Here is a 25,457-nt window from a genome sequence, read left to right as displayed (position 1 = left end):
GGGTCAATATCCATCGGGTAGTTTTTTCATGATTTTTATAAGATGTCCGCCTTCCATTTCAATATAGCCTCCTTCTTTCAATGATTTCATGATCGACAGAGCGTGTGACCTGGAAACCCCCGTCGTATCGGTGACAAATGATATAGCTGTGTATTTTTCCCTAATTGAGTTTGGTAACTCATTCATCCACTCCAATGCTGATTTTACTTCCGCGTAGCTGTTCCCCAAACACTGATTTAGCCATTTGCTTGAAAGGTTGCTGGTATTCCAGGTCATAAAATCAAAAATTCCTTTTAGCAGATTTCTATCGGCAGCAGCCAAATGAATATTTTCCATGGGGAGTTCGTAATAGGTAGAGCGGGATAATATCTCGTAGCCGCCTGATGGTCCGCTGTAACTAGGCGGTTGATGGTCGAGCACAACAATTCCGCCAGGTCCAATAATGTTGATGACCTTATGGCCGCCGATCAGTAATCGCCATGCACCGCTTTCAATTGTGAATATTGAATGTTCGCTGATTTCTGAAAGTTTCTCTCCTGCATCAATAGTTTTTCGAGAGCCGTTTTTTTTTATCCATGTGTGCAAGTAGTGAATGCTGGCACCAACTAATTTGTTGTTGCTGCAATTGAATCCGGACAGATGATTCTTTTCCATTTTAGGCCCTATTGCTTTTGTGGGAGTTAGATTTTATTAATGGTCTGGGGTTGTAGTTCCTTTGTTTTTCATCATTTCATGGTATGATTTACAACTATTTGTTGTTGTCTGGTGAATGCTCGCTTTGCGTAAGTGTTATGTTGTTATTATTGTTGTTCTTGAAGTAAGTGATTTCAATTGATAGTCTGATTGCGGACCGGGCTTTTGTCGGGGTGATTAGTTTGATTGCCGTAATTTTGTGTTACTTTTTATTGCGGGCTTTAGTTCTTGCGAAGTGGTGGAGATAGTCTATCGAAGACGGGGGAAGGGGCAGTCGAGGTGGTGAGAAATCTGGTTATGATGCGTAGACGCATTCATAGTATGTGGTTGGTAATGTTTTGATTTTTTATTGCGATATGTGAGTAGATGTTTCGTCAGGCGCAATTCAAGTCGCGGCAGTCCATTGACTCAACCCACCTTGTCTTTCTAAGCCACAATTCAGCGAGTTAACTGCACAACTGAATATCGAAGGTATTCATGCGCTGGTTGGATCGACAAAGATAAAGGATGTTTTGGGCGGTCTACAGCTCACTTAGCTTTTATCTTCGGAGTTCAAGGTGTTCGATGCTCAATGGACATCCGAAAAGCTGTGGTTTGGCCAAATCGGCTCTTACTCTTGGGGCTTGGTCCTGCCAAACCTTTCTGAATTCAAATAGTCTGTGAAACTGATCAGGAAATCTCAGTTTTAGTACTTCGACTTTCGTCGCGTCGAAAAAAAACAGCCTGGATTGGGGGACCTGGCCGCTAAACCCCGTTCAGTACCAGCCGGGCTTCCAGCAACTCATCATTCTTTTCAAGACTTAGCGACTGAAACAGAGCGCCTTCCCGTTCGATGTTCTCCAACCAAAGCAACAACACCGACGCTTTGCCCCGCAGGGTGATGCGCATGATTTTTTCGTCGACCTCCAGTTGCTGCAAGTCCAGACCGGCTGCCATTGCGCTATCGTTCAGTCGCGTAGAAAGCGGTGTGAGTGTTAATTCGCGCGAGCTTCCCGGCAATGCGCGTTGCATCTCCCTCGCCAGTTCCAGCCGCTGCTGATAGAGACGTTCAGCCACGGCCAATCGCTGTTGCGCTGGCTGCCAAAGACCGTTGAACAGCAACACGCCGAGCAAAAATACGGCCAACACCGACAGCATCCGACGGTCACGTTCGGGCAACTGCTGCCATTTTTCCCGAAGGACTGGAGGGATTTTCAGAGCGCTGATCATCAGGTGTCTTCCTCGAGGGTCAATACAGCGCGCACGCGATTCTGGTCTTTGCTGGTATTGCCGAGCTTGATAGGCAGCTGGCTCTGGTTGCTGCGCACACGCAGCTGTTCAAGCTCGGTGAAAGTGTTCGCGGTCAGCTGGATTTTCCAGCCTTCGCCTATCCGGTACTCAATGCGTTGCACCTCAACGCTGCTACCTCCGATGACTTGCTCTGCAAGTCCGCGCAAACGGGCAAGCTGGGTGGTCCGGCTCACGCCATCTTTGGCCAGTTGTGCTTTGAGTTGGGCTGCGAGGTCGACGATGCGAGTCTGCTCGGGATACATCGACTTGAAACGCTGAACGCTGTGGGCATAGAGCCTTGCACTTTCTTGCTCAAGAAAATGACTGCGGGTCAGGGTAAATGCCCACGCTATAAGAACGGTTGCAACCAGCGCGGCGAGCACCGAACGCACCGGCCAACGACGTTGTGCCAGACTGAACTGACCCTGACGCAGATTGATCGCCCGCGCAGCATTGGCACTCAATATACCGGGCAATTGTGACGGCTCATCCAGCCAATTCATCTGCGCTGGTAACGTCTCATTCAGTGTCTGTCTTGCTTCATCGTCGAGTGCCAGACGTGCCTCCAGTGTGCCCCCCACTATCCAGCGTCCGAACCACCACGCACCACATGCCTGATCACCGGGAAGCAGGTCGGCATCGACATAAATATTCGAGGGCTCGATCCCCGCACCTGTCAACAGTGCGAGTATCGATTCAAGCCGTTGCCGGTCGATCGCCAGCATCGGATAGCGTTGTTGCCCATCCGCGGTTCCCGCCGCGATATGCAAGGTGTCCAGCTCTTGGGCCAAGTGGTCCTCGATGGTATAGGCCAACGCCTGGGCAGAGGGGCGCCTGCGCGAGGGCCATTTTTCGCTTAGCCACCAACTGCACGATTCCATTGGCAGAATCAACTCGACATGACTCCCCCTTAATGCGGGGACCGCTTGCGCCAGTGACATTGTCTGAGGCTCTTGGTTGTCCTGCCACAAGCAACAAGTCCAGTCGTGTGAGGGCTGATTCAGGCCCTCGGCGGTGAGGTAGAGCCAGGTTTTCATGGGCTGATTTCCTTCTCGTACGCAGGAACGAAACGCCGTTGCAGCAGTTGAAGCCGGCCGTTGTGCCGATTCCGTTCGAAGTCGCTGATCAGCCGCAGGTGGCGCTGCCCAATCTCAATCTGCACTGTGACGCGAAACCAGCGACTGGTCAGCCCTAACCCATGGCTGGCTACGCCCAAACCCTCAATGACCGGGGCCTGGGTAAACGCCTGGACGCTGGAAAATCCCGCAAGTGGACGCTGTGCTACCAATGCCCGGGCGGTGGCGGGTGTCATGCCTTCAAGGGTGGAAAGCAGTGTTGTGGACGCGGTATTGACGTTCAACGTGGCGTCTGCGGGGAGTAGGGCGATCCAGGGTCGAATGCGCGACAGCCATTGGGCATCAATGCCGGGAACCAGGCGCAGCTCGGAGATATCGGACAATAACCCGGCGTTGTAGGGTGGTCGCAGCCGGGTCAGGTCCGGCGCTTTCAGGTTCAACACCTGAAGGAGCTGCGCCCAACGACCGAGGGTGATCTGGTCGACCTGTCCGGGTTTGAGCAATTGATTGAAGTTGAACCGACCGGCCAGATCTTCGATGTCGATGCGCGCGGTGGCACCGTCGAGTTCGAAGGTGGTCCCCAGCCGGGCCCATTCCTGTCCCAGGTTCACGCTTTTTGAATCGCGCCACTGAGCATTTTGTAAAAACTGAAGCGCCAACGTCTCCGCGCTCAACCCTGACTGCTGCAGCTGCAATCGATGAAGTAGCTGGGCACTGCTTTGTACCGCAAGACGATGACTGCGCAACAGGCTGCTCACCAGCAACAACGCCAGACTCATCACCAGTAAAACGGTAATGAGTGCCACCCCTTCCTGACGGCCCTTCATCGCACCACCTGAGGCAACGCGAAGACCCGTCGAATCTCGCCGAATCGAGGATGGGTAAACACCAGTTCCAACGCTATCGGAGCGACCGGAGACTGGTTTGCATCGCGCGGCCAGTAGAGGCGCCAGCCTGCTTTTTCATCGAGCAAACGCCATCGGACATCGCTTAGCCCTTCAAGCAACTTCTGACGCTGTAAAACCGTATGTTCCGCAGAACGACTATGACGCCAGAGAACGCCGTGCTCGACGGTGTAGCTGACTTCCTGCAATTCACTACGTAACTGATCAAGCGGGTTTCGCCAGTTACCTCGTTGAAAATTCAACAATCCCTGATCCAGCAGGAAGGTCCGGCCCGGTCGGCGTTCCACGACGTGAAGAGCATCGCGCTCAATTACCGCAAAGGCGCGCATTAGACTGCGCAAGGCCTGTTGATGAGCAACGCTGCTACGTTCGGCGCTCGCTACGCTATCGAACAGGCGCCAGCACGCCAGCCCCAGCAAGACAAAAACGGCCATGGCGATCATCAGCTCCAGCAGGGTGAAGCCGGCCTGTTTATTCATTGCGGGCCTGCAACCAGCGCTGGCTCCGGTTCACGATGTCATCGCTTTCGGCGCGGCGTACGTTGACTTCAACCTCAAGCAGGCGTTGGTCGTGCGCAGGACGAATGAATTGGTGGATGACCCAGTCTTGTTGTGCAAACTCGACAACGAACTGCTGTCGCCCCAGTGTCGGGTGGCGTTGCAGGCTAGCTTCATTCAACTGGTTATCTGCCAACCACGCCGCAAACAGACGCTCTTCCAACCCACTGTTTTGCTTCAGCACGTATTGGCTGGCTGACAAGGCCGCCGCTGCCAGGGTGGCGAAGATGGCCAGCGCGATCATCACCTCCAACAAAGTGAAACCGCGTTCAGTTTTCATTAATGAGCGGCTCGCCAACACCATCACCGGAAATACTCAACCATGGTTGGGTTCGGGTTGATAAGTGCAGGGTAAACGGGCTGAACTCGTCGCTGCTGAGCATGAGGATCTGCGGGTGACCTGGATGTTCACTCAGAACGAGAGGCTGACCCTCTTGTTCAAGTGACATGAACAATCCTGCAGGGAGCTGGTGGACTGGCCCGAGCGGGCGCCAGACTGACTGCTCTAAACGCATTAATTGGTAGTTTTCGCTTTCCACGTGCAGCCCGTACTCTCGTCCTTCGAGTACAGCGCTTTCGCGTGTTGTTTGCAGTAACTGGCGGAAATGATGCGCCTGCTGTAGTGCCTCTCGCCCCGGGTTCTTACTGGCCACCACGTGAACCATGCCAGCCACTACGCTGATGACCACGATGACCATCAGCATTTCAATCAAGGTGAACCCCTGGCATTCCCGTTTCACCTTCAGTTCTCCCAATTGCCGATTTCTGCGGCATGGCCCTCACCACCGTCAACGCCGTCGGAACCGAAGGAGTAAAGATCGTAGCCGTCCGCTTTGATGCCGGGATTGAGGTATTGATAAGGCGTGCCCCAAGGGTCAACGGGCAGTTTTTTCAGGTAGCCTTGTGGGCTCCAGTTTTTTGCTGCCGGCATACCCACGGGGCGTTTGGCCAACGCCTCAAGACCCTGCTGTGTCGAGGGGTAGTTGTGGTTGTCGAGGCGGTACATTTCGAGGGCCGTCGCGATAGCCTGGATGTCGGTGCTGGCCGCCGTTACCTTGGCCTGGTCGGGGCGACTCATGAACTGGGGCACAACGATGGCCCCCAGGATGCCAATAATCACGACGACCACCATGATTTCGATCAGCGTAAAACCGCGCTGTGCGCGGGGTGTTTTGTGCAGGGCAGGTGTCATGATCAGTTCACCAGTTGATTAAGGCTAAGAATCGGCATCAGGATGGCGAGGACAATGAGCAGCACGACGCCGCCCATGACCACCAGCATGAAGGGTTCGAACAGGCTTACGGCCAGCGCTATTCGCGCCGCCAGGTTTTTTTCTTGTTGCTCGGCGGCACGGGCCAACATGCTGTCCAGCTCTCCGGCCCGCTCGCCGCTGGCAATCATGTGGAGCATCAGCGGCGGGATATCCCCACCGCGTTCCAGGCCCCTGGTCAGGGTGCCGCCCTCACGAACTGAACGGGCGACATCGCTCATGCGGGCCCGGATGATCTGGTTCGAAATGACTGCCGCGGCGATTTCCAGCGCATCCACCAGCGGCACGGCGCTCTTGCCGAGAATCGCCAGGGTGCTGGCAAACCGCGCTGTTTCAGTGGCCCGCAATACCCCGCCCAACAACGGGATCTTGAGCAAGAGGTCATGCCAGCGCAGCCGCACGGAGGGCTGTCGCAGAGCCGCACGGGCGGCGGCCATCAACGCAAACATCAGCAACAGTAGCCACACACCATAAATGCGCAATCCATCACTCAGGGCGATCAGTCCTTGGGTCAGCAAAGGTAAAGGCTGACCGCTGTCGACAAAAACCTTGACGACATCCGGCACCACAAAAGCCAGCAGGAAACCGACGATGATCAGCGAGGCGAACATCAGAATCAGCGGATAGACCAGCGCCAGCTGAATACGTTGACGCGATAGCTGGGTTGCCTCGGTATAGTCGGCCAGTTGCTCCAGTACCTGATCCAGATGTCCGGAACGTTCGCCGGCCGCGACCGTGGCACGGTACAGATCAGGGAATGCCCGTGGAAAACCTGCCAGGGCCGACGCCAGTGCGTACCCTTCCAGAACGCGGCTACGCACCGACAACAACAGGCTGTTGATTCGACGTTGTTCATTCTGGGAGGCCACTGCTTGCAAGGCTTCTTCCAGTGGTAGCGATGCTTGAATCAGTGTTGACAACTGTCGTGTCACCAGTGCCAGTTCGCTGGCACTCAAGCGAGTATTACGGGTGAATCGACCGCCAGCCCCCGCTGTGCGTTTGGCAGCTTGAACGCGTGTCGGCAACAAGCCCTGCTCGCGCAGTAATTGCCTGGCATGTCGTGGGCTGTCGGCCTCCTGGCTGCCTCGGATCGTACGGCCGTTATTGTTTTTTGCCTGATATTCGAATGCCGGCATGGTCAGTCCTCCTGAGTTACCCGCAACAATTCATCGAGGCTGGTGGTGCCATCGAGCACCCGCCTCTGGCCATCCTGAAACAGACTGAGAGAGGTGTTTCGCGCTTCTTGTATAAGCTCTGGTTCAGTGGCGCCGCGATGGATCAAAGAGGCGAACACCGGGTTCACAGTGATCAATTCATAGATTCCAATACGCCCGCGATACCCCTGTTGGCACTGGCTGCATCCCTGAGCCCGAAACAATTGCGGTGCGCAGTCGGCTGTCAGTCCAAGACGCAAGCTCTCGGCCGAATCGGCCACATACGGTGTTTTGCATTCACTGCACAGGCTGCGCAGCAGGCGCTGAGCGAGTACTCCCACCAGAGAGGAGGCCAGCAAGTAGGCGTCGATTCCCATGTCCAATAGACGGGTCACTGCACCAACAGCGCTGTTGGTGTGCAACGTCGACAGCACCAGGTGCCCGGTCAGGGACGCTTGCACTGCGATCTCGGCGGTCTCCGTGTCGCGGATTTCTCCCACCATCACCACGTCCGGATCCTGACGTAACATCGCCCGCAAACTACGCGCAAAGGTCATATCCACTTTTGTGTTGACCGGTGTCTGCCCAATGCCTGGCAGGTGATATTCAATGGGGTCTTCAACGGTGAGGATGTTGCGCGTTTGATCATTCAGATGGGTCAGCGCTGCATACAGGCTGGTGGTCTTGCCGGAACCGGTGGGGCCGGTGACCAGGAATATCCCATGGGGTTTGCCGAGCATTTGTTGCAAGCGTGTCAGCGTTTCTGCAGGCATCCCCAATCGTGCCAAATCCAGGTGCCCGGACTGCTTGTCCAACAGCCTCAAAACCACACGTTCGCCATGCGCCGATGGCAGCGTCGAGACCCGGACATCCACTTCGTGTCCCGCCAGGCGCAAGGCAATGCGGCCATCCTGCGGGATACGCTTTTCGGCGATGTCCAGGCGGGCCATGACCTTGATCCGCGACACCAGCAAATTCGCCAGTTCGCGCTTGGGCCGCAACACTTCGCGCAGCTGGCCATCGATCCGCATTCGCACGGACAGATACTGCTCAAAGGTCTCCAGGTGGACATCCGAAGCCTTCTCTCGCACCGCCTCACTCAGCAGCGCGTTGATCAGACGGATGATCGGTGCATCACCTTCTTGCTCCAACAAGTCTGCCGCCTGGGGCACCTGATCGGCCAAGCTGACCAGATCCAGATCATCGTGCAGGCCTTGGGCAACTTCTTCGGCTGCACTTTGTCCCTCTCGATAACAAGCGGCCAGGCGCACTGCGAACGTCTGAGTGTCGATGCGTTGCAACGGCAGATCCCGATCACTCAGGCGCCTGACTTCAGCCAGTGCAGTTAGCGGTGTGTCGTCGCGAAACAGTACGCGCGCCTCTACGGATTTCCCTTCGATCAGCACACCGAATCGACGGGCAAATCCAAAGGGAAGTTGCAGATCCAGCACTGTCTCCTGGCTCATTGGGAGCGCACCTTTTCTTTGCGCAGATCAATCAATTGATTGTCATCTGCTCCCTGAAACAACTGGTGGGGGTCCTTGGGCAGCAATAGGGAGTTGCTCTGCCGCACCCCCGGCTTGCTGAGATCACGCAAGTCGTTGTAACGGTCTTTGGTGATTTCGGCCAGATTCTCCCGGCTGCGCACGATGGTTGGCCGCAGGAACACCATCAGATTTGTCTTTTCGTGGGTGTCATTACTGGAGCGGAACAGCCCGCCGATCAGCGGAATGCGCCCCAGGTAAGGGACACTGCTTTCCACCGTCCTCACGCTGTCCCTGATCAGCCCGCCGATCACGATGATCTCGCCATCGTCAGCCAGAATGGTGCTTTTCAATGCCCGCTTGTTGGTGATCAGATCGCCGTCAGTCAAGCCGCTGGAGGAGGGGGCTATTTCCGAGTTTTCCTGCTCGACTTCCAGCCTCAGGGTCGAGCCTTCGTTGATGTGTGGCTTGATCTTCAGGCTGATGCCGACATCCTTGCGCTCCACCGTCGTGAAGGGATTGTCCGCACCGCTGCCCGACGTCGCGTAGGAGCCCGTCTTGAAAGGGACGTTCTGCCCGACCAGGATTTCTGCTTGCTGATTGTCCAGCGTCAACAGGCTGGGCGTCGACAGCAGGTTGTTGCGCGCATTGCTGGCCAGCGCCGTGACCAGCACACTGAAGCTGTCGCTGCCGATTTTCAAGGCGGCACCGTCCGGCAATTTCACCCCCCCATCAGACGTGAGTAACCCGCCAAGGGTGCTGCCCGCCGCCGGGAAGGTAATGCCACCTTTTACATCGCCGCTATCCACGCGCCATTGCACGCCGAGGGCTTCATTGATGTCGCCGGATACCTCTACGATCGCCGCGTGGATCAACACCTGGGCGCGAGGTTGGTCGAGTTGGCGCACGATACTCTCAATCGTCCGCAGCTGAGCCGGCTCGGCAATCACCACCAAGGCATTCTGACTCTCGGCGGCTTTGACCACGACGGGCATGGAGGACGTCAGCTCTTTACTGCTACCGGATCCCATGGGGGGCTTCATGCCTTGGCCCATAGAGTCGAGCATTTCTGCCAGTTGCTTGGCGTCACTGAAGCGAAGACGGATCACCTTGGCATTATCGGTCTGGGCATTGGCCGGTGTATCCAGTGAACGTGCCATATCAATCAGGCGTTGACGTGCGACCTGAGTCCCCAGGATTAGCAGGCGATTGCTGCGCGAATCGGCAATCACCTGGCTACCCGACTCCAGGTTTTGCTTGCCGAGGGATTGCTCCATCACCTTGGCGATTTCGGCGGCCAGACCGTGACGCAACTCGACGACGGCGTGGGCATTCTTGGCGCCCGAGTCCAGTTGTCGCACGATATGTGCGATGCGCCGAACATTCTCCGCGCTGTCGGTGACGACCAGCGCATTGGCCGATGCGGAAGGGCCAATGTAACCATGGGCCGTAACCAAAGGCCGAATCAACCCGGCCAGATCCACGGCAACACTTGAATTGAGCGTCATGACCTCGGTCACGAACTCGGCCGGCGAGGCGGCTTGCCCGGTGCCGGCCCGGGCCTTGGCTTCTGCTGCCGGAATAATCAGCAAACGATCGCCCTGATCGACAGTGGCAAAGCCGTTGGCTTCGAGCACGGAGTAAAACAGGCGACGAACGCCTTCGCGGTCCAGCGGCTGGCGGGAAAGCACGGTAATACGTCCCTGGACACGGGGGTCGAGGATCACCGTAGCACCGAGAATCGAGGACATTTCCTGGACGACGTCGCGCAGTTCCGCATCCTTCATGGACAACTGCCATTGAGGGACTTGGGCCAGAACAACGCCTTGAAACATCAAGGGCGCCAGAATCAGGGATTGTAGCCAGCGTCGCGGTGAAAACCGCCAGTCTGTATTCGTGCAGTCAATCACTTTGGTCTCGATGTGTGGTCGGTTGAAGATGGTGGGACGAAGGCTCGACAACTGCGTTGTGTACGTCACGTTCAAGCAATCGCAATGTCGGCTTGCCTGTTGTTTCCAGGGGCAACACCTCTTCACGACCGTCCCGCCACAAAACCGCCTGCGCCACTTCGACGCGGCGCAATACGCTGCCGCCCGGCAAGGTGTCTCCCACCTGGTAGGTACGCTGACCTTCGGCACCCGCGAGCAACGCGCGCGAGTCTCCCGCGCTTGAGACAAAGCTGGCCCTCAGCACCAGTGCTTCGGTGCTGCGGGCCGGGGCGTCCTGTCCAGCCAGGCCAAGCACGGCCGCAATTGCACGGGGATTGAACGCCTGACGCTCATCGCGTGCCGGGGCAGGGGAGGCAGGCAGGTTTTCCACCTTGGGCAAGGTGTTGCGCCAGGCCCGCTCTTGCCAGAGCAATACGCTTGCATAGCTCAACGGCAGAACCAGCAAGGCCGTTCTGAAAAGTATTGGGAGCGAGCCCGGGATTGCCGTAAATGAAAAACTCAAGCGCCATTCGACTCAGAAAAAATGCGATGGAATATCCGGGCGCGGTGGATGACCGCTGCAGGAGCATCGGCTCAAAACGACACTCGATTGACGCGGCTTGCCGGTTTTTCAAACAGCCGTTGTGAAGCCGACAGCCCGCACAGGTTGTCCGGCCTCACTTTGGATGGCGTTACCGGGCGATCCAGGCATCCTTCCAGTTGGAGCCTATCCCCGGCTCATACTGGTTGGCATTCGGGTTATAGATCTTGCACCAGCCCTCATAAGGGAACGGTTTACACTCATAGACCTTGCCGTCTTTTGGCTGCAGCACCTTAGTGCCTGCTCTGTAGCTGGCTAGTTCGTTCGGGAACTCGAATTCATAATCGCCACTACCTGCTTCTCCGGTCATTTCAATGCGTTTAACGTCCTGAAGATTGACCCGGCCATCGTCACTGCGGCCCACCAGCAATACCTGGTGTGTACCTGGCGAGCTGATCACAGGAACACTGAACGATGCTGTCGTAGCGTTGACCCGTTGGTTTGCTTCACCCACTTGCTTGTTGTTGGCATCCAGTACGGTTGCTACAACGTTGAGTTCGCGGTTGGACATCACGGTGAAGTCGACATTGGCCTTGCCTTTGTCTAGTTCGTACTCAGTCGCGATGTTATGAAAGTGCAGATAGGCGTCCGGGTCGCCCACCAGAACCGTTTGCATCTGGTAGCTGGTGACGCCACTTTCGGCTTTGGCGTACAAGGTGTTGGTGCCTTTGACAGGCGCGATATTGCCTTCACTATCACGCACACCGGCACGGATCAGTGTCTGGGTCGCATTGACCTTTTCAGCCAGTTTGAATGACCAGTTCTGTGCAACGCCGTCTTCAGCTGTTTCGATACGGATGCCCACGCTGTATTCAGGGCTCTCGGTACCGCCAATGAAGGCTCGCGCCTTGACTTGATCACCGACTTGCAGGGGTTGGTTGGGTGTGATGTTGCCCACACTGTTCCAGCCATCGGCAGGTCCACCTGGGCCGCCATCCGCGATGATGTTTACATCCACTGCCTTGTGGAAGGCCATGGCCGTGTCATCAACTGTCCACAGACCCAGAATGACATGGTGTCCGCTACGGTCGGCAGGAACCACGCAGGTATGCTTTTCCTTGCCCGGGCCTGAGCCGCCTACCGCACCGTTAATCGGTGGGAGGCCATTGCCTTGGACGGTGCAAAATGGAGCGGCGTCAAAAGCCGAACGCTTGAGTGGTTCGTTCGGATTCCAGCCGGTTCGGGTGATGAAGTATTCCCAGCGAGTCGTTTTATGGCCCGCGGTGTAGTACCAGGCAAACTTGATGGTGCGATCTTTGATTTCGTTCAGATGCCAGCGACTGGCTGTTTGAATGTCCATTTCAGAGAATGACGGGTTACCGGCGCTGGGGATCTTTCCATCGGCAGGGCCCAAGCCTGGAAAACCTTTGGTGCCCTCACCGACGCTGTGAGGCTCGTATTGTGCTGCCCCGCAATTGGTATTTAAGCCGAGTGACGGAATGCAGGAATAGGCGCGCTCTGGAGGGTCGGTGATGTAACCGTGAGCGGCTGCTTGTTGAGACGTCAGTAAGGTGCTCAGCAGCGCTACTGAAAATGCACACCGTAAAAGTAGTCCGTTCGGTAACAATTTGTCTTTCATTGGTAGCTCCTGCTTGGTGCAATTTATTAGGCTCTGAGTGCACTGGACTACGTTTCAGAACGCGAGTCCCATCCTTTTGGTACCACTGAACGGCGCACATCACGGCATTAATAGTTGTGAAAAATGCTCTGTGCGCCGAGGTGATAAGCGAAGAGGCGTGACAGTTGGAATGCTCAGGTCGCCGCCTTGTATCAGTCCGGAGTCAAGTTGCTGGAGAGTCAGGTGGTGAGGGTTCTAGTGTGCCAATCCAAAACATCGCAGTTTTTGAAGCTCGACTATATAGGCGCAGAAATTGTCGGGTCGGGTGGGCAGCCTGTAAAACGTGAGCGGCATGTTTTCCTTTGCATAATAAGCTTGGTTATAGGCCAACTGACTGTGGGCATATTTTTTTGATGCCCTGTTCAGGCTCTGGTTTTTAGAGAGGGTGGTTAAAAAGAAACTACCCCGGAAAGTGCTTTTGATCCCAAGCGGCGTAATGTGAGATGTGCTGTCGATTTGTTGAAAATCGTAAACATTATTTTTCTGGAATTGTAAGCGCGCGTTTTGGGATATCGATTCACCGTTTTCGAACAAGACGATGCCTTGGGAGAAATAAGGTCCGTAGAGGTGATGCCGCTCAAGGGTGGAATACACAAGGTGAGCGAGCGTCAGCAGCAGTGCCACGATGAAGAGCGATAAATCTGAGCGGATCATTTTACACAGGCCAATAGTTGATGATCATTGATTTTTGTTATTTGGGAATGGTGCATAAGGATGGTAGAAACACTGCCGTATTGATTGATGCAAATGACATCGAAATAATTGTACATGCGGTTAAATAATAATGTGATGGGCGCTCCTGAAATTGCCAGTAACCTATCCCGCAAGGGGCTGATTTCAGTGTATAGAGTTGCAAGTTTTTCGTTGTCAGGAGCCGTATACAGAAGGCTTTTATTGCCGATGTGTTCAGTGCTAACGGCCAGTCCAGGCTGCACAAGCAGAGTAAGATTGGAACGCCAAACGAGGGTCGCGAACAGGAATGCAATAAGTAATAAAAGAAAAATACGGCGACTCTTAACTATGCATTGCATGAGGGCAGTACGCTCGCCTGAGGGGGAGGCAGCAATAGTCGGTGCCAGATTTATATCGTGCTGGAATGCAGGCCGCTCTTCGGGAGGAATTAGAAAACGAGAGTTGAGTTGATACCCACGACGAGGCATGGTCTGTATGATTTCTTTGGCCACTTCATCACTCAGATGCTCTCTTATGCTGGAAATGGCTTGATTCAGGCTGCTTTGAGTGACAACGCGCCCAGGCCAGGCATAGGCCAGGATATCTTCTCGGGCGACAATAGTATTAGCCCTTGTAATTAACAATTCCAGCAGGCGGGAAGAGGAAAAGCTAAGCTCCACTTTGGAGGTCAGCTGTTCTCCAAAGAAAAATGTTAGTAACTGACAGGTAGGCTCGAAGTGAACATAATGTTCTGGCTTTGCGCAGCGAATGACATGGCAGCCAGGAGGGGGTGGAATCGTGCGTGTATTTACAGTATCAACGCTCTGAGGCGATTCTTTAGAAAGGCGGGGTTCTTGTATGTCTGTGGAAGTCATGTTTTTGCCTTAAAGATACGCAAGGTAAAAATAGCATCCAATAAATGATGCAGTCGCTAATATCTGAAGGAGGTGAGGGTGAGGGGCATCCTCTCTTCGAGGCCGAACACGCGCACTCAACACCTGCTTGAGCATCTGCTTGATAGGTCCTGTAGGAACTATCAAGCAGATGCCTCCAAACGCGAAGTCAATAGATGTCAATTCACATCAATTCACGATTTTTTCCTGAAAAAAAGCTCGCATTTTCCGCTCTTCACTCTCTGAACTACAGCAGTCTCTTGATTTTTGTCAGCGGGACTAACCCATTCTTCACGAGATCCATTCGCAGAGGTTGTAGAAACCTGGCTGGAAGTCATCGCTTCACGGGTGAAGTTCGCGGGAACGATTCTGGCCGAAACATCTAACTTTATTTAGCTCCTTAATGTAAAAACATAATGTATCTTTGTCATGAGGGAGCGTATAGAGGGTCAGGAGGGTTCCGGGCTTACTGTTGTAGGCATTATTAAATACAATGTCTTCGTCGCTGTAGCTTGGGGGGGCTGTTACTTTTGAAGAGTTGGAAGAAATGTTTTTCAGCTTTAAATTTCCCGCTATATGAGCGTCTACGTCCCTGAAATAATCCTGATACCAGGCACCTACCTGGATGTACTCATAAAGGCTGTTGCTTTTTAGTTGCATTCGAATGCTGACAGGGGTGCTGCTGCCATCGCTCATCAGAAACAGTCCGGTAGAAAAATAGGCGCCAGTAATTGGTTGTGCCCGTTCTAGAAATGAATACCCTGCATGGCCAACTCCGAAGGTGACTATCAAGCCACACAGTATGCTGTTCAGTCTGATCATCGCAGGCACTCCCGCAATTGTTGATCATTTATGGTCGCCAGTTGGGTGCGGTAAACGGTAATGAATTTTGTTACGCCTTGATGGATGCAGGTGATGTCATAGTAGTTTTGTGCGCGGTTGAACATGAGAGTTCCAGGGCTACTTGAAAAAAGTACAAGACGCTCGCGTATTTTTGATAGGTCATTCTGGAGTGATTCTAAAGAACTCAGGTTGGGAGCCRTATAAATCAGACGTTGATTGTTTTCTTGTTGCGTATCGATGACAAGATTAGGTTGAAGCAGCAGATCCCAATCAACACGCCAAAGCAGGGTGCTTAGCATCAATGCCGTGATTGTCACCAAAAACAACCTGACTGGCCTCTGCCAGTGTTCAGGCAAGGCATCCCATTTGGAGTGCAGGTGGGTGTTATTTTCAATAACAGTCGGTGTGTCACCACAGTCGTCGCCCGTCTCTGAAAGCTCTACTGCAGCAGTAAGAAAGCTTGAGTTGAAGACATAACCGCGGCGAGGAATGGTCTGGATGATTTCTTTGTTTTGTTCATCCCCGAGTAGTTCTCGTAATCGTGAAATTGCTTGATTGAGGCTACTTTGTGTGACGACACGCTCTGGCCATGCGTACTCAAGTATTTCGTTGCGAGTGACAACAACATCAGCGTTTCTCACCATCAACTCGAGTAATCGACTGGGGGAAAACCCTAACTCAACCTGATATTTTGAGGTTCCTTCGATCAAGGACATCTGCTGGCGTTGAGGAAAAAAAATTGCTGATCGCCCTCGTTGTGAGCATCTGATGGTGTAGCTAAAGAATGGACCACTTTGCGTGGTAGTACTCGTCAGGGTATCCATGATGCATCCGTGATTTCTTGCAGTTGAAGGTGTTTGGTTGAGACGTGTATATAGTTGATTTATTTGAAAAATTGGCAGGTCGTGAACGAGGCGTCCTATCAGTATGATTGCACGTCCGGATCCAGTCCGTCACGCGAGCGGAGTCGAGTCTGTGAAAGGGCGCCGGACCCTGGCACTCAGAGTCGTGATCACTATCAGGTGGGCTGCAAATCACAATTATTGAGAAGTTTTGACTTTGTAAATTCAGGTTGGCAGGCAAGATGCTGCGCTTCGAGTTGACTTGGGCGAGCCTGTGTCTACCTACACAGTCTGGATTATTTGTGAGCGCTGCGATGGCGTATACAAGCCGGCACCGCTGACCAGGAATCAGGTCGCACGCTGTGTTCGATGTGCGGCGGTACTGGATCGAGGCAGTCAGCTCAGTCTGCAACAACATTTGGCGCTGACGATCGGTGCCGGTCTTCTTTTTGTGTTAGCTAACGCCTTCCCCGTCATCTCCATCAGCCTGCAAGACCTGACTCATCAGGCGACGTTATAGGACTCCGTACAGTCCTTGGCACAGGGGGCGGTAGGTATCATCGCCATGCGGCAGGGTATGTCGAGTAATCCGGCAGGCTTGAAGATGATTTCGGACTATGAATTATCGTGAATTAATAGTTACAAATTGTTCGTTTCGCAGCGTCCTGCTTGATAGTCGGTCTACGCCTCTTGGGAGTAAAGACCTTTGAAACATCGATCACTTCTAAAAAATAGAAAAACAGTGATTGCGGCGCTCGTGTTGCATGAGGTACGTGCGCGCGTCAATGAGCGACGTATGAGAGGTATCTGGATTCTGCTTGAACCGGTTTGTCATTTAGTGTTGTTCACTCATTTATTTGCACAGAACGGTGGACAAACAGTTGTAGGCATCGATTTTTCCATCTTTGTATTGGCAGGGTTGGTGCCGTTCTTGCTTTTTCGAAATATCGTCCTGCGTCTGATGGGAAGCACCTGCGCCAAGCGGGCATCGTTTGCCAATAGGCAGATCAATCCGCTGAATATCCTGATAGCTCGAACGTTAGTCGAAACGTTTTTCGCCATCGTCGTGTACATCATTCTGGTGCTGATTTTTGCTGGATATGGTTTTGACGTGTCCATCAAGGCACCTGTCGAATGGCTATTGATTATCATTCTTGGGTTGTTGTTTTCCTTCGGGTTGGGTGTAGTGCTGGCGTCGCTTAACCATGCGAGCCCCGGGATCAACGTGTGTGTCCGAACGATGTTCTTTCCGCTGTATTTCATTTCGGGTGTGCTGGTTCCCGCGGTTTATATTCCGAACGCCATGTTGCCGATATTGCTACTGAATCCGTTTTTACACCTGGAGGAGTTGATTCGTTCGCAGGTGTTTTCTGATTACGAACCTGTAGAAGGAGTTTCGGTTGAATACGTCATGGTGATGGCTTTAGTCCTACTGTTCGTTTCGATTAGCGTTTACCGGCGTCGTCGACAAATCCATATCAAGCTCTAATTTCATAGTTTTTGATTTCCATCATTGTCCGTACCAAAGCATAAATATTCGCCAGCATCCGGGTGGTGTTTATGCCTATGAAGAAAGGGCGCTGTAGATACTTTGCGTATCCCCCTGATTGAGCCCGCATGCTGGATTTACCGATCTCACAACGTTGTTGTCAGCTACTGGAGCTTATGAATGCCGCCCGCGACCATTTCCGAGAAGGCCTTGTCCCGAAATATGCTCGATGTACTGATTCGCGCGGGGCTGCTCGCCATTATGGTGATTTTTTGCTTCCGGATTTTTAGTCCATTCATGAGTTTGATGCTGTGGTCAGTCATCCTGGCGATCACGCTCTATCCACTGCAACGCAGTCTTCAAAGCAAGCTGGGTAGAAGTAATGGATTCACCGCGACTCTAATCGTGCTTATTGCTATAGGCGTCCTGATTGCAACTGTCTGTCTGCTGGGTCAGTCGCTTGTTGATTCGGTTGAGGGGGCCATGACGATGGTCAAAACCGGTAGCTTCCAGATTCCTCTACCGCCCGAAACGATCGCCCACTGGCCATTGGTGGGCAAACTGCTGCATAGCCTCTGGATGCAGGCTGTCACGGACCTGCCTGACCTGATCCAAAAATACCTGCCTGAGATCAAGCACTTCACCCTATCCCTTTTAAGCGAGCTGGCAGGTGCCGGGATGGGGTTTCTCATGTTCATCGTCGCCTTGATGATCGCCGGCATCTTGATGGCGTTCGGTGAAAGCGGTGGCCGCAGTGCGGTGCAAATCGTGTCACGTATCTGTGGTCCTGCAAAAGGGCCAAAAATCACCTCGCTGTGCACCACCACGATTCGCGCAGTTGCGTTAGGTGTGATCGGTATAGCCTTCATTCAGATGCTGCTGGTGGGTGCCGGTTTCGTGGTGATGGGGGTCCCCGGCGCCGGCTTGTTAGCCCTTGTGCTGTTGCTGCTGGGTATCATGCAGTTACCCGCCACCTTGGTAACCGTTCCCGTGATCATCTACGTTTTTGCGAGTGAGGGTGCGAGTACGGTGTCCGTAGTATTTGCCATCTATGTGTTTATCGCGGGTTTGGTCGACAACGTGCTAAAGCCAATGTTGCTGGGGCGTGGCGTCGATGTACCGATGCCTGTGGTGCTGGTCGGCGCTTTGGGCGGGATGATCAGCGGCGGCATTATTGGGTTGTTTATCGGTCCTGTTCTTCTTGCAGTCAGCTATCAGTTGTTCTGGCAATGGGTGAAAGACCAGCCGCGAGATAACGCGCTGGACGACCTGGGACAGGCTTGATGTCTTTAAGCGTAACGATGAGATCAGCTCGGTTGAGTCGGTAATCCAAGCTCCGCACATAAACCCCCCCCCTCACGATTACTCAACGTCAACGACCCGCCGATGGCCTGCGCCAGTTGCTGGGCAATTGCCAGGCCCAGCCCGGTCCCGCCGGTGCTACGGTTACGCGAATTCTCCACCCGGTAAAACGGTTCCATCACGTGGGCCAGTTCTTCCTCGGCAATGCCCGGTCCGCGGTCCATGACTGTCACTGACAGGCTGCCGATTCTGGTTTCTACCTTCAGTTCGGCCGCGCCCGCGAACTTCAACGCATTGTCCGTAAGGTTCACCAATACCCGCCGCAGCGCATGCGGCCGGGTGTCGATCACCGCGCCACTTTTGCCACTCAGTTGCACGTCTTTGCCCATGTCCTGATAGTCGAACACCAGGCTGTCGAGGAATGAATCCAGGTCGGTTCGGCGACTTTCTTCGGTGGAGCCGTGAATGCTGCGAGCGTACGCGACGCCTTCGCGCACCAGATGCTCCATCTCTCCGAGGTCGTTCCACAGTTTGTTTTTCTCGGTGGAGTCGTCCATGAATTCGGCGCGCAGTTTCATACGGGTGATCGGGGTTTGCAGGTCGTGGGAGATCGCTGCCAGCAGTTGCATGCGCTCCTTGAGGTAGGCGGCGATGCGCGCCTGCATTGAATTGAAAGCCTTGGCGGCGTGGGCAACTTCGGTCGGGCCTTTTTCGTCCAGGTGCACGGCGTGGGCATTGGGGTCGAGCGTTTCCACGGCCTGGGCGAGTCGAGTCAGCGGGCGGATGGCGATGCGCACAGCCAGCCAGGTGCAAGCGATCAACAACGCCAATTGGCCGAGCAGGACGAAGGGTAGCCACGGCGACAATGGCACCATCGACGGACGTACGTCGATGGTGACCGGGCTGCCATCGGTCAGTTTCAGATGGACCTGGAAGTGTTTGATCGGGCCGGGAATGTCGGTCACGGTCATCGGGTAATCCTTGCCGATGGCGTCCTTGATCGAGGTCACCGCAATCGGGGTGTCGCGCATGGCCTCGCCCGGCGAGCCTTCATCCAGCAGATAGCGGTAATTGCGCCGGTCCAGTTGTTTCAGCCAGCTCATCCGTTCCGCCGCCGGCAAGCGGTCGAGGATGGCGATGGAGGTCGAGACGTCGGTCTCGAGGTTGCCAAGCATGGTGTTTTTCGCGCTTTCGTAACGCTCGTAATACTGTGCGCCGAAGGACAGCGCCTGCGCCAGGATCAAGCCGATCAGAAAGATCAGCGACAGCCGTGAGGCGAGGGTGCGGGGCCAGTGGAAGTTGAGGTTCATGAAGGCGCACCGAGGACTTCCACCGGCAGTGAAAACACATAGCCCTCACTGCGCACGGTTTTGATGTAGGCCGGTTCGCGGGCGTCGTCGAGCAGACGCTGGCGCAAGCGGCTGACCAGCAAGTCGATGGAGCGGTCGAACAGGTCGGCGTCGCGGCCTTGGGTCAGGTTCAGCAGTTGATCGCGATTGAGCACCCGCTGCGGGTGATCGAGAAAGACCCGCAGCAGCCGGTATTCGGCGCCGCTCAGCGCGACCATGGTGCCGTCGTCGTCCAGCAAGTGCCGGGCCGAGGTGTCCAGGCGCCAGCGGCCGAACGCCAGCAGGCGACCGCTCTCGGTTACCACCAGGTTGGGCGGCAACATGCGCGTGCGCCGCAGCACGGCGTTGATTCGGGCGAGCAGCTCGCGGGCGGCGAACGGTTTGACCAGGTAATCGTCGGCACCCATTTCCAGGCCGATGATGCGGTCGGTTTCGTCGTTGCGCGCGGTGAGCATCAACACTGGGGTGGCCTTGTGTTTGCCGGCGCGCAATTCGCGGCAGAGCATCAGGCCATCGTCGCCGGGCATCATGATGTCGAGCACGATCAGGTCCACCGGCGTTGTTTCAAGAAACGCGCGCATCTGCCGGCCGTCGGCGACGACTGTGGTGCGCAGACCGTTCTTCTTGAGGTAGTTGCCTACCAGTTCCCGGATCTCTCGGTCATCGTCCACGATGAGAATGTGATCGACATGTTCCATGGGGACTGGCCTCTATCAATGGGGGATATCGCGCAGTCTATCGAGCCTGGGTCCGCTCGACCGCCACCCTTTGTATTGCAGTGTATCTGGCTTGGTGACGGATACACGCAGACGCAAAAACACGGTTTTTCAGGGGTTTTGTATCGCTGTGTATCGGGGCCCGGCTTTGATACGTACCGATTTACACGCGTCTGTTTTCGACACAGACCAGATACCTCGCAGGCTTCTAATAGGTTCCAACGAGGCAAACCACACCGCCTCGGCTCAATCGAACCACTGACCCATTGAAGCCTTGAGGAACCCGCCATGAACACTAAAGCCATCTACGCCGCTTGCCTGTTTGCCGCACTGAACATCTGCACCTTGTCGGCCCGCGCCGAAGCAGACGTTACACCGAAAACCTACACCTACGGCACGCATTTGGACATCAAGAAAGTCGTGTCGCTGAAACAGGACGCGACGCCGATCTGCGGGGTGGTGGATGCGCAACTGACCTACCTGGATTCGCAGAACAAAACCCAGGTCCTGGACTACCGCAAAGTGGCTGATGGCTGCAACTCGGACAACTGAGTACCTCGATCACCCATTGCCCCCTCCCTTTGAAACAGGAAACACATCATGAATAACGTAAGCCGCTATTTGACCGCCATTGCCTTCACCATCGCCGGCGCCGCCGCCCATGCCAATGCCGCTGTTGAACAGAGTAGTTGTGGCAGCGCTACGTGCTTCCAGCTGACGCCGATGGCGCACAAGGACGCGAATGCGTTTCTGGCACAGGATGGCGGTAGCCGGACTCCGCAGGGGCAGCAACTGGAAAACCAGACTGCCTGAAGCCGGAACACTGTTGTGTGAACACCACCGATCCAGTGTAGGAGCGGGCTTGCCCGCGAAGAGGCCAGTACATTCAATATTGATGTCGACTGACACTCAGCTTTCGCGGGCAAGCCCGCTCCTACAGGGGGATTGTGTTGTTTGTCGCCCTCCATCATTTCAAAGGTGATCCCATGTTCATCATCGCTTTTCTGGGCGGCATTTTGACCGTCCTCAGTCCCTGCATCCTGCCGGTCGTACCGTTCCTGTTCGCCGGAGTCAAACGTACCCGTTCCTCCATCCTGCTCACCCTCGGCGGCATGGTCCTGACCTTTGCCCTGATCTCCAGCCTGGCCGTGGTCAGCAGTGAGTGGGTGGTGCAAGCCAACAACACCGGTCGCCAGGTCGCCCTGATCGTGATGGTGCTGTTTGCCGTGTCGCTGATCTCTGCCCGGGTCGGTGACTTGATGGCCCGTCCGTTTGTGGCGCTTGGCAATCGCCTTGACCCCGACAACCGCAACCTGTCCGGTCCGTTGAGTTCGGTGATGATCGGTGTTGCCACCGGCCTGCTGTGGGCACCCTGCGCCGGGCCGATCCTCGGTGTGATCCTGACAGGGGCCATGCTGCAAGGCGCCAATGCGCAAACCAGCCTGTTGCTGCTGGCGTACGGCCTGGGCAGCGCGTTGTCGCTGGGCACCTTGATTTTCGCCGGTCGCGGTCTGGTCAACCGTTTGAAAGCGTCGATCCCGGTCACCGGGTGGCTGCGTCGAGGTACCGGTGTTGCGGTGCTGGCTGCGGCGGCGGTGATTTCCACCGGAGCCGACAAAACCCTGCTGGCCGGCACTTCCTCCGAAGGCGTAAGCAGTCTCGAGAAAGGGGTGCTGGAAACCGTGCCGAAAGTAGTCGATTACTTCGTCAGCAAAGTGAAGGCCGATACGATGGACAACGCTCAAGGCGCCATGCCGTCACTGAACGGCGCCGTCGAATGGCTCAACTCGCCCGCCCTGACCAACGATTCCCTGAAAGGTAAAGTGGTGCTGGTGGATTTCTGGACCTACGACTGCATCAACTGCCAGCACACGCTGCCGTATGTGAAGGACTGGGCGAAGAAATACGAGAAGGACGGCCTGGTGGTGATCGGCGTGCACACCCCGGAATACGGTTTCGAGCGCATCATCGACAACGTCAAGGATCAGGTGAAAAAGCTTGGCATTACCTACCCGGTGGCCATCGACAACAACTACGCGATCTGGCGCAACTTCGACAATCAGTACTGGCCCGCGCATTACCTGATCGACGCCAAGGGGCAGGTGCGTTACACCCACTTTGGTGAAGGCAGCTACGACACTCAGGAGAAGGTGATCCAGCAACTGTTGGAAGAGGCGAAAGCCCCGGCTGCATAATCGATCAAATCAATGGCCCACAGGCTACGCGCCTTGGGTCATTGGTTTGTTCGCCTGACTGCGCCGCCACGCGGCCGGGGGTGCACCGAACTCGCGACGAAAGGCCCGGCTGAACGCTGTATCGGTTTGGTAACCCACTTCTTCGGCAATGCGCATCAATGAACTGTTACTGCTGCGTAACAGGTTGGCCGCCAGCAACATCCGCCATTGCGTCAGGTACTGCATCGGCGAACTCCCGACCAATTGCTGAAAGCGCTCGGCCAAGACTGATCTTGAGGTGCCGGCTGTGCGCGCCAGCTCATCCAGCGTCCAGGCGTGACAGGGCTTTTTGTGCAGTGCGTTCAACGCACCGCCGACAATCCGGTCACCGACCCCGGCCAGCCACCCGGTACGCCCTTCGCCCTGTTCGTTCATGTACAGGCGCAGCACTTCGATGAACAACACTTCGGCCAGTTTCGCCAGCACACCTTCACCACCGGGCCTTGGCGAGCGGGCTTCGGCCAAGGCATAACGCACCGAAGATTCGAGCCACATGCCGGCATTCGAGCCGCGCACGTTGACCCGGACCACCGCCGGCAGCCCTGTCAACAACATGCCGGCCAACCGCGTATCGCACGCCAGATAACCGCACACCAACCGCGTGACCGCGCCGCCACCACCATAACTCAACTGCCGTGGCCGCCGCGCCAGCACCGCGTCCAGCCGTGCACCGGTGGCGGGCGGCAGGCCCGGTTTAGAACACATGCGATGAGCATGCCCTTGCGGGAAAACCACCACATCGCCGGCCGTCAGCAGCAACGGAGGGTCATCACCGAGTTCTACGTAACACTCGCCCTCGGTGATCAAGTGAAAGATCACCACACGTTCCGCACCGGGTTCCAGAAACGGTGCCGCCGTGTCGGCGCTGGGCGACTGGTAGCACCAGGGCGCGGTGAACCGGGCATTGATGAAAATCGCGCCGACCAGGCGCACGACACGCAAGGTTTGTGACAGGGCGTCCATGGCGGTTTCCCGATGTGCGGATGGTGTTGATTGTGAGCTTGTCGCTGCCCCGCGGCCAACCTCCGGACGATTGGACAGGGTTGGCCGACGATCGGGCAGGACGCTGGCCTGTGCTGGGGCGATAGTTGGCCAACGGGGCCGCTTCCGACCCCGTCATCAATAACAAAAATGAGAGGTTGCCATGCCAAAGTTCGTCATAGAACGCGAGATCCCGGGTGTTGGAGCACTGTCAGAGCGCGATTTGAAAGCCGCCTCGCTAAAGTCCTGCAACGTGTTGCGCGACCTGCCAGAAGTGCAGTGGCTTCAGAGTTACGTCACCGGTGACAAACTCTACTGCGTGTACATCGCACCCAACGAAGCGCTCATCAAAGAACACGCCACCCGCAGTGGTTTCCCGGCCAACCGTATTTCCCAAGTGGCGAGCATTATCGATCCCACCACGGCGGAATAGGCCGTGGTTGCGTTGCAATCCTTACGGAGCAGATTTCATGAGTACACCGATTGATCTCACTGCCCTGAAAAACCGCCAGATGGCCTCTTGGGCCAGCGGCGACTACGCCGTTATCGGCACCACGTTGCAGATTGTCGGCGAGCAACTCGCCGAAGCCTGCGACCTGCTCTGTGACGAGCGGGTGCTGGACGTGGCCGCCGGCAACGGCAATGCGACACTCGCCGCCGCACGCCGACACTGTAACGTCACCTCGACTGATTACGTGGCCGCATTGCTGGAACGTGGCGAAGACCGGGCCAGGGCAGAACGACTGGAGGTGACCTTCCAGGTGGCTGACGCTGAAGCGTTGCCGTTCGAGGACGCCAGCTTCGATGCCGTGCTGTCGACCTTCGGCGTGATGTTCACGCCCGACCAGCCCAAAGCTGCCGCCGAACTGGCGCGAGTCTGCCGCCCCGGTGGGCGGATCGGCCTGGCCAACTGGACGCCGGAAGGCTTTGTCGGGCAGATGTTCAAGACCCTGGGCCGGCACATGCCGCCACCGGCGGGGGCACAGCCGCCGTCCAATTGGGGCACCGAAGCCTGGCTGCATTCACACTTCGATGAACGCGACTTTCTGGTTCAGGTGACGCGCCGTACCTTCAATTTCCGCTATCGCTCGGCGGCGCACTTCATCGACGTCTTCCGCAACTGGTACGGTCCGCTCCATAAAGCCTTCGCGGCGCTGCCTCCCGAGGGTGCCCAGGCGTTGGAACAGGACCTGACCGAGTTGCTGAACCGGATGAACCGGGCGGGGGAGAAGTCGCTGGTGGTGCCAAGCGAATACCTCGAAGTAGTCATCACAAGGCGCTGAGCTGGCGTAGATCTAATGTAGGAGCGAGCTTGCTCGCGAAGGCGGTGTATCAGTCGATATATAGGTTGACTGATACACCGCCTTCGCGGGCAAGCCCGCTCCTATGTATGGACTCGCCCCCACTGTCTACCTGCTTTTCAAACACTGCTACCCGGTTGCATCTATGTATAAGGCCTATTCGAGGAAGCCATCTTTGGCTTCTGGCCAACATTGGTTGAGCTCACGGTATGCCGATTACATTCAGGCCTCGAAGGCCGGTAGGAGCGCAGGCATCAATCCGCGACGGTCTGACCTGGGG

At 55.6% G+C, this 25,457-nt stretch carries 27 protein-coding genes; 7 read left to right on the top strand and 20 right to left on the bottom strand.

Annotation, left to right across the window (positions count from 1 at the left end; translation table 11 throughout):
* Window positions 1-3: 3 nt before the first annotated feature.
* The 17 genes from AC1DWM_RS28165 to AC1DWM_RS28085 all read right to left on the bottom strand — a co-directional run bounded on the left by AC1DWM_RS28165 (window position 4) and on the right by AC1DWM_RS28085 (window position 15,787).
* Window positions 4-654, bottom strand: coding sequence for a helix-turn-helix domain-containing protein (locus tag AC1DWM_RS28165; RefSeq protein WP_477796692.1), 651 nt, complete (start codon window positions 652-654; stop codon window positions 4-6).
* 783 nt (window positions 655-1,437) lie between these two features.
* The gene (gene gspM / locus AC1DWM_RS28160) at window positions 1,438-1,902 is read right to left on the bottom strand and encodes a type II secretion system protein GspM (RefSeq protein ID WP_477796691.1); all 465 of its coding nucleotides are present in this window, start codon (window positions 1,900-1,902) and stop codon (window positions 1,438-1,440) included.
* On the bottom strand, window positions 1,902-2,999 hold the full coding sequence (gene gspL, locus AC1DWM_RS28155; protein ID WP_477796690.1) for a type II secretion system protein GspL: 1,098 nt from the start codon (window positions 2,997-2,999) through the stop codon (window positions 1,902-1,904). Before gspL ends, gspM begins: the two co-directional genes overlap by 1 nt.
* On the bottom strand, window positions 2,996-3,865 hold the full coding sequence (locus tag AC1DWM_RS28150) for a type II secretion system protein GspK (protein WP_477796689.1): 870 nt from the start codon (window positions 3,863-3,865) through the stop codon (window positions 2,996-2,998). The genes gspL and AC1DWM_RS28150 overlap by 4 nt, the downstream gene beginning before the upstream one ends.
* Window positions 3,862-4,422, bottom strand: a complete 561-nt coding sequence (gspJ, locus tag AC1DWM_RS28145) for a type II secretion system minor pseudopilin GspJ (protein WP_477796688.1) — start codon at window positions 4,420-4,422, stop codon at window positions 3,862-3,864. The genes AC1DWM_RS28150 and gspJ overlap by 4 nt, the downstream gene beginning before the upstream one ends.
* A complete protein-coding gene (gspI, locus tag AC1DWM_RS28140) occupies window positions 4,415-4,780 on the bottom strand; it encodes a type II secretion system minor pseudopilin GspI (RefSeq protein WP_477796687.1) in 366 nt (121 codons plus the stop codon). Before gspI ends, gspJ begins: the two co-directional genes overlap by 8 nt.
* Window positions 4,770-5,240, bottom strand: a complete 471-nt coding sequence (gspH, locus tag AC1DWM_RS28135) for a type II secretion system minor pseudopilin GspH (RefSeq protein ID WP_223518973.1) — start codon at window positions 5,238-5,240, stop codon at window positions 4,770-4,772. The genes gspI and gspH overlap by 11 nt, the downstream gene beginning before the upstream one ends.
* A gap of 2 nt (window positions 5,241-5,242) precedes the next feature.
* Window positions 5,243-5,692 carry a type II secretion system major pseudopilin GspG gene (gspG, locus tag AC1DWM_RS28130; protein ID WP_223518944.1) on the bottom strand — a complete coding sequence of 150 codons (450 nt, stop codon included), beginning with the start codon at window positions 5,690-5,692 and terminating at the stop codon, window positions 5,243-5,245.
* Between the two features lie 2 nt (window positions 5,693-5,694).
* On the bottom strand, window positions 5,695-6,906 hold the full coding sequence (gene gspF, locus AC1DWM_RS28125) for a type II secretion system inner membrane protein GspF (RefSeq protein ID WP_223518946.1): 1,212 nt from the start codon (window positions 6,904-6,906) through the stop codon (window positions 5,695-5,697).
* A gap of 2 nt (window positions 6,907-6,908) precedes the next feature.
* Window positions 6,909-8,390, bottom strand: a complete 1,482-nt coding sequence (gene gspE, locus AC1DWM_RS28120; RefSeq protein WP_477796686.1) for a type II secretion system ATPase GspE — start codon at window positions 8,388-8,390, stop codon at window positions 6,909-6,911.
* A complete protein-coding gene (gene gspD, locus AC1DWM_RS28115) occupies window positions 8,387-10,243 on the bottom strand; it encodes a type II secretion system secretin GspD (RefSeq protein ID WP_477796685.1) in 1,857 nt (618 codons plus the stop codon). The genes gspE and gspD overlap by 4 nt, the downstream gene beginning before the upstream one ends.
* A gap of 67 nt (window positions 10,244-10,310) precedes the next feature.
* Complete coding sequence (locus tag AC1DWM_RS28110) at window positions 10,311-10,787, bottom strand: type II secretion system protein N (RefSeq protein ID WP_477796684.1); 477 nt, start codon at window positions 10,785-10,787, stop codon at window positions 10,311-10,313.
* Between the two features lie 241 nt (window positions 10,788-11,028).
* Entirely contained in the window at window positions 11,029-12,516 is a 1,488-nt protein-coding gene (gene gbpA / locus AC1DWM_RS28105; RefSeq protein ID WP_477796683.1) for an N-acetylglucosamine-binding protein GbpA, read from the bottom strand.
* Window positions 12,517-12,750: 234 nt separating this feature from the next.
* Window positions 12,751-13,209 carry a hypothetical protein gene (locus AC1DWM_RS28100; protein ID WP_223518957.1) on the bottom strand — a complete coding sequence of 153 codons (459 nt, stop codon included), beginning with the start codon at window positions 13,207-13,209 and terminating at the stop codon, window positions 12,751-12,753.
* Entirely contained in the window at window positions 13,206-14,102 is an 897-nt protein-coding gene (locus AC1DWM_RS28095) for a winged helix-turn-helix domain-containing protein (protein ID WP_223518959.1), read from the bottom strand. The genes AC1DWM_RS28100 and AC1DWM_RS28095 overlap by 4 nt, the downstream gene beginning before the upstream one ends.
* A 360-nt stretch (window positions 14,103-14,462) precedes the next feature.
* Window positions 14,463-14,942 (bottom strand): hypothetical protein, encoded by a 480-nt coding sequence (locus AC1DWM_RS28090; protein ID WP_477796682.1) that lies wholly within the window; start codon window positions 14,940-14,942, stop codon window positions 14,463-14,465.
* A complete protein-coding gene (locus tag AC1DWM_RS28085) occupies window positions 14,939-15,787 on the bottom strand; it encodes a winged helix-turn-helix domain-containing protein (protein WP_477796681.1) in 849 nt (282 codons plus the stop codon). Before AC1DWM_RS28085 ends, AC1DWM_RS28090 begins: the two co-directional genes overlap by 4 nt.
* Before the next feature lie 760 nt (window positions 15,788-16,547).
* Here AC1DWM_RS28085 and AC1DWM_RS28080 point away from each other — a divergent pair.
* Window positions 16,548-17,294 carry an ABC transporter permease gene (locus AC1DWM_RS28080; protein ID WP_477796680.1) on the top strand — a complete coding sequence of 249 codons (747 nt, stop codon included), beginning with the start codon at window positions 16,548-16,550 and terminating at the stop codon, window positions 17,292-17,294.
* 180 nt (window positions 17,295-17,474) lie between these two features.
* Complete coding sequence (locus AC1DWM_RS28075; protein WP_477796679.1) at window positions 17,475-18,578, top strand: AI-2E family transporter; 1,104 nt, start codon at window positions 17,475-17,477, stop codon at window positions 18,576-18,578.
* Between the two features lie 23 nt (window positions 18,579-18,601).
* Here AC1DWM_RS28075 and AC1DWM_RS28070 read toward each other — a convergent pair whose 3' ends face one another.
* Window positions 18,602-19,906 (bottom strand): ATP-binding protein, encoded by a 1,305-nt coding sequence (locus tag AC1DWM_RS28070; RefSeq protein WP_477796678.1) that lies wholly within the window; start codon window positions 19,904-19,906, stop codon window positions 18,602-18,604.
* Window positions 19,903-20,643: a response regulator gene (locus AC1DWM_RS28065; protein WP_477796677.1), complete on the bottom strand. Its 741-nt coding sequence runs from the start codon at window positions 20,641-20,643 to the stop codon at window positions 19,903-19,905. The genes AC1DWM_RS28070 and AC1DWM_RS28065 overlap by 4 nt, the downstream gene beginning before the upstream one ends.
* Window positions 20,644-20,949: 306 nt before the next feature.
* Between AC1DWM_RS28065 and AC1DWM_RS28060 the strand changes: the two genes are divergently transcribed.
* From AC1DWM_RS28060 to AC1DWM_RS28050, 3 genes are all read left to right on the top strand, one after another.
* Complete coding sequence (locus AC1DWM_RS28060; protein WP_452625981.1) at window positions 20,950-21,213, top strand: DUF2790 domain-containing protein; 264 nt, start codon at window positions 20,950-20,952, stop codon at window positions 21,211-21,213.
* A gap of 48 nt (window positions 21,214-21,261) precedes the next feature.
* Entirely contained in the window at window positions 21,262-21,474 is a 213-nt protein-coding gene (locus AC1DWM_RS28055) for a hypothetical protein (RefSeq protein WP_223518971.1), read from the top strand.
* Window positions 21,475-21,647: 173 nt separating this feature from the next.
* Window positions 21,648-22,856 carry a cytochrome c biogenesis protein DipZ gene (locus AC1DWM_RS28050; RefSeq protein ID WP_477796676.1) on the top strand — a complete coding sequence of 403 codons (1,209 nt, stop codon included), beginning with the start codon at window positions 21,648-21,650 and terminating at the stop codon, window positions 22,854-22,856.
* Between the two features lie 24 nt (window positions 22,857-22,880).
* On the opposite strand, the gene AC1DWM_RS28045 is transcribed toward AC1DWM_RS28050, so the two are convergent.
* Entirely contained in the window at window positions 22,881-23,858 is a 978-nt protein-coding gene (locus tag AC1DWM_RS28045) for an AraC family transcriptional regulator (RefSeq protein WP_223516119.1), read from the bottom strand.
* A gap of 181 nt (window positions 23,859-24,039) precedes the next feature.
* On the opposite strand from AC1DWM_RS28045, the gene AC1DWM_RS28040 reads away from it, so the two are divergent.
* Both AC1DWM_RS28040 and AC1DWM_RS28035 read left to right on the top strand, forming a co-directional pair.
* A complete protein-coding gene (locus tag AC1DWM_RS28040; RefSeq protein ID WP_477796675.1) occupies window positions 24,040-24,309 on the top strand; it encodes a DUF4242 domain-containing protein in 270 nt (89 codons plus the stop codon).
* A 37-nt stretch (window positions 24,310-24,346) separates the two neighbouring features.
* The gene (locus AC1DWM_RS28035; protein ID WP_477796674.1) at window positions 24,347-25,159 is read left to right on the top strand and encodes a class I SAM-dependent methyltransferase; all 813 of its coding nucleotides are present in this window, start codon (window positions 24,347-24,349) and stop codon (window positions 25,157-25,159) included.
* The last annotated feature ends 298 nt before the right edge of the window (window positions 25,160-25,457 follow it).

This window comes from Pseudomonas sp. P4_C8, from assembly GCF_056401975.1.
Note: the sequence above shows the minus strand (reverse complement) of the source record. Positions and strands in the feature narration are given on the sequence as shown.

Coding starts and splice junctions, on each gene's coding strand:
- gspM (WP_477796691.1), bottom strand. CDS start 1,902: ATGATCAGCGCTCTGAAAATCCCTCCAGTCCTTCGGGAAAAATGGCAG.
- AC1DWM_RS28100 (WP_223518957.1), bottom strand. CDS start 13,209: ATGATCCGCTCAGATTTATCGCTCTTCATCGTGGCACTGCTGCTGACG.
- gspJ (WP_477796688.1), bottom strand. CDS start 4,422: ATGAATAAACAGGCCGGCTTCACCCTGCTGGAGCTGATGATCGCCATG.
- AC1DWM_RS28035 (WP_477796674.1), top strand. CDS start 24,347: ATGAGTACACCGATTGATCTCACTGCCCTGAAAAACCGCCAGATGGCC.
- gspG (WP_223518944.1), bottom strand. CDS start 5,692: ATGACACCTGCCCTGCACAAAACACCCCGCGCACAGCGCGGTTTTACG.
- AC1DWM_RS28045 (WP_223516119.1), bottom strand. CDS start 23,858: ATGGACGCCCTGTCACAAACCTTGCGTGTCGTGCGCCTGGTCGGCGCG.
- gspI (WP_477796687.1), bottom strand. CDS start 4,780: ATGAAAACTGAACGCGGTTTCACTTTGTTGGAGGTGATGATCGCGCTG.
- AC1DWM_RS28050 (WP_477796676.1), top strand. CDS start 21,648: ATGTTCATCATCGCTTTTCTGGGCGGCATTTTGACCGTCCTCAGTCCC.
- AC1DWM_RS28065 (WP_477796677.1), bottom strand. CDS start 20,643: ATGGAACATGTCGATCACATTCTCATCGTGGACGATGACCGAGAGATC.
- AC1DWM_RS28075 (WP_477796679.1), top strand. CDS start 17,475: ATGCCGCCCGCGACCATTTCCGAGAAGGCCTTGTCCCGAAATATGCTC.
- AC1DWM_RS28060 (WP_452625981.1), top strand. CDS start 20,950: ATGAACACTAAAGCCATCTACGCCGCTTGCCTGTTTGCCGCACTGAAC.
- AC1DWM_RS28090 (WP_477796682.1), bottom strand. CDS start 14,942: ATGATCAGACTGAACAGCATACTGTGTGGCTTGATAGTCACCTTCGGA.
- gspL (WP_477796690.1), bottom strand. CDS start 2,999: ATGAAAACCTGGCTCTACCTCACCGCCGAGGGCCTGAATCAGCCCTCA.
- AC1DWM_RS28165 (WP_477796692.1), bottom strand. CDS start 654: ATGGAAAAGAATCATCTGTCCGGATTCAATTGCAGCAACAACAAATTA.
- gspE (WP_477796686.1), bottom strand. CDS start 8,390: ATGAGCCAGGAGACAGTGCTGGATCTGCAACTTCCCTTTGGATTTGCC.
- AC1DWM_RS28150 (WP_477796689.1), bottom strand. CDS start 3,865: ATGAAGGGCCGTCAGGAAGGGGTGGCACTCATTACCGTTTTACTGGTG.
- gspD (WP_477796685.1), bottom strand. CDS start 10,243: ATGTTTCAAGGCGTTGTTCTGGCCCAAGTCCCTCAATGGCAGTTGTCC.
- AC1DWM_RS28070 (WP_477796678.1), bottom strand. CDS start 19,906: ATGAACCTCAACTTCCACTGGCCCCGCACCCTCGCCTCACGGCTGTCG.
- AC1DWM_RS28055 (WP_223518971.1), top strand. CDS start 21,262: ATGAATAACGTAAGCCGCTATTTGACCGCCATTGCCTTCACCATCGCC.
- AC1DWM_RS28040 (WP_477796675.1), top strand. CDS start 24,040: ATGCCAAAGTTCGTCATAGAACGCGAGATCCCGGGTGTTGGAGCACTG.
- gbpA (WP_477796683.1), bottom strand. CDS start 12,516: ATGAAAGACAAATTGTTACCGAACGGACTACTTTTACGGTGTGCATTT.
- AC1DWM_RS28095 (WP_223518959.1), bottom strand. CDS start 14,102: ATGACTTCCACAGACATACAAGAACCCCGCCTTTCTAAAGAATCGCCT.
- gspF (WP_223518946.1), bottom strand. CDS start 6,906: ATGCCGGCATTCGAATATCAGGCAAAAAACAATAACGGCCGTACGATC.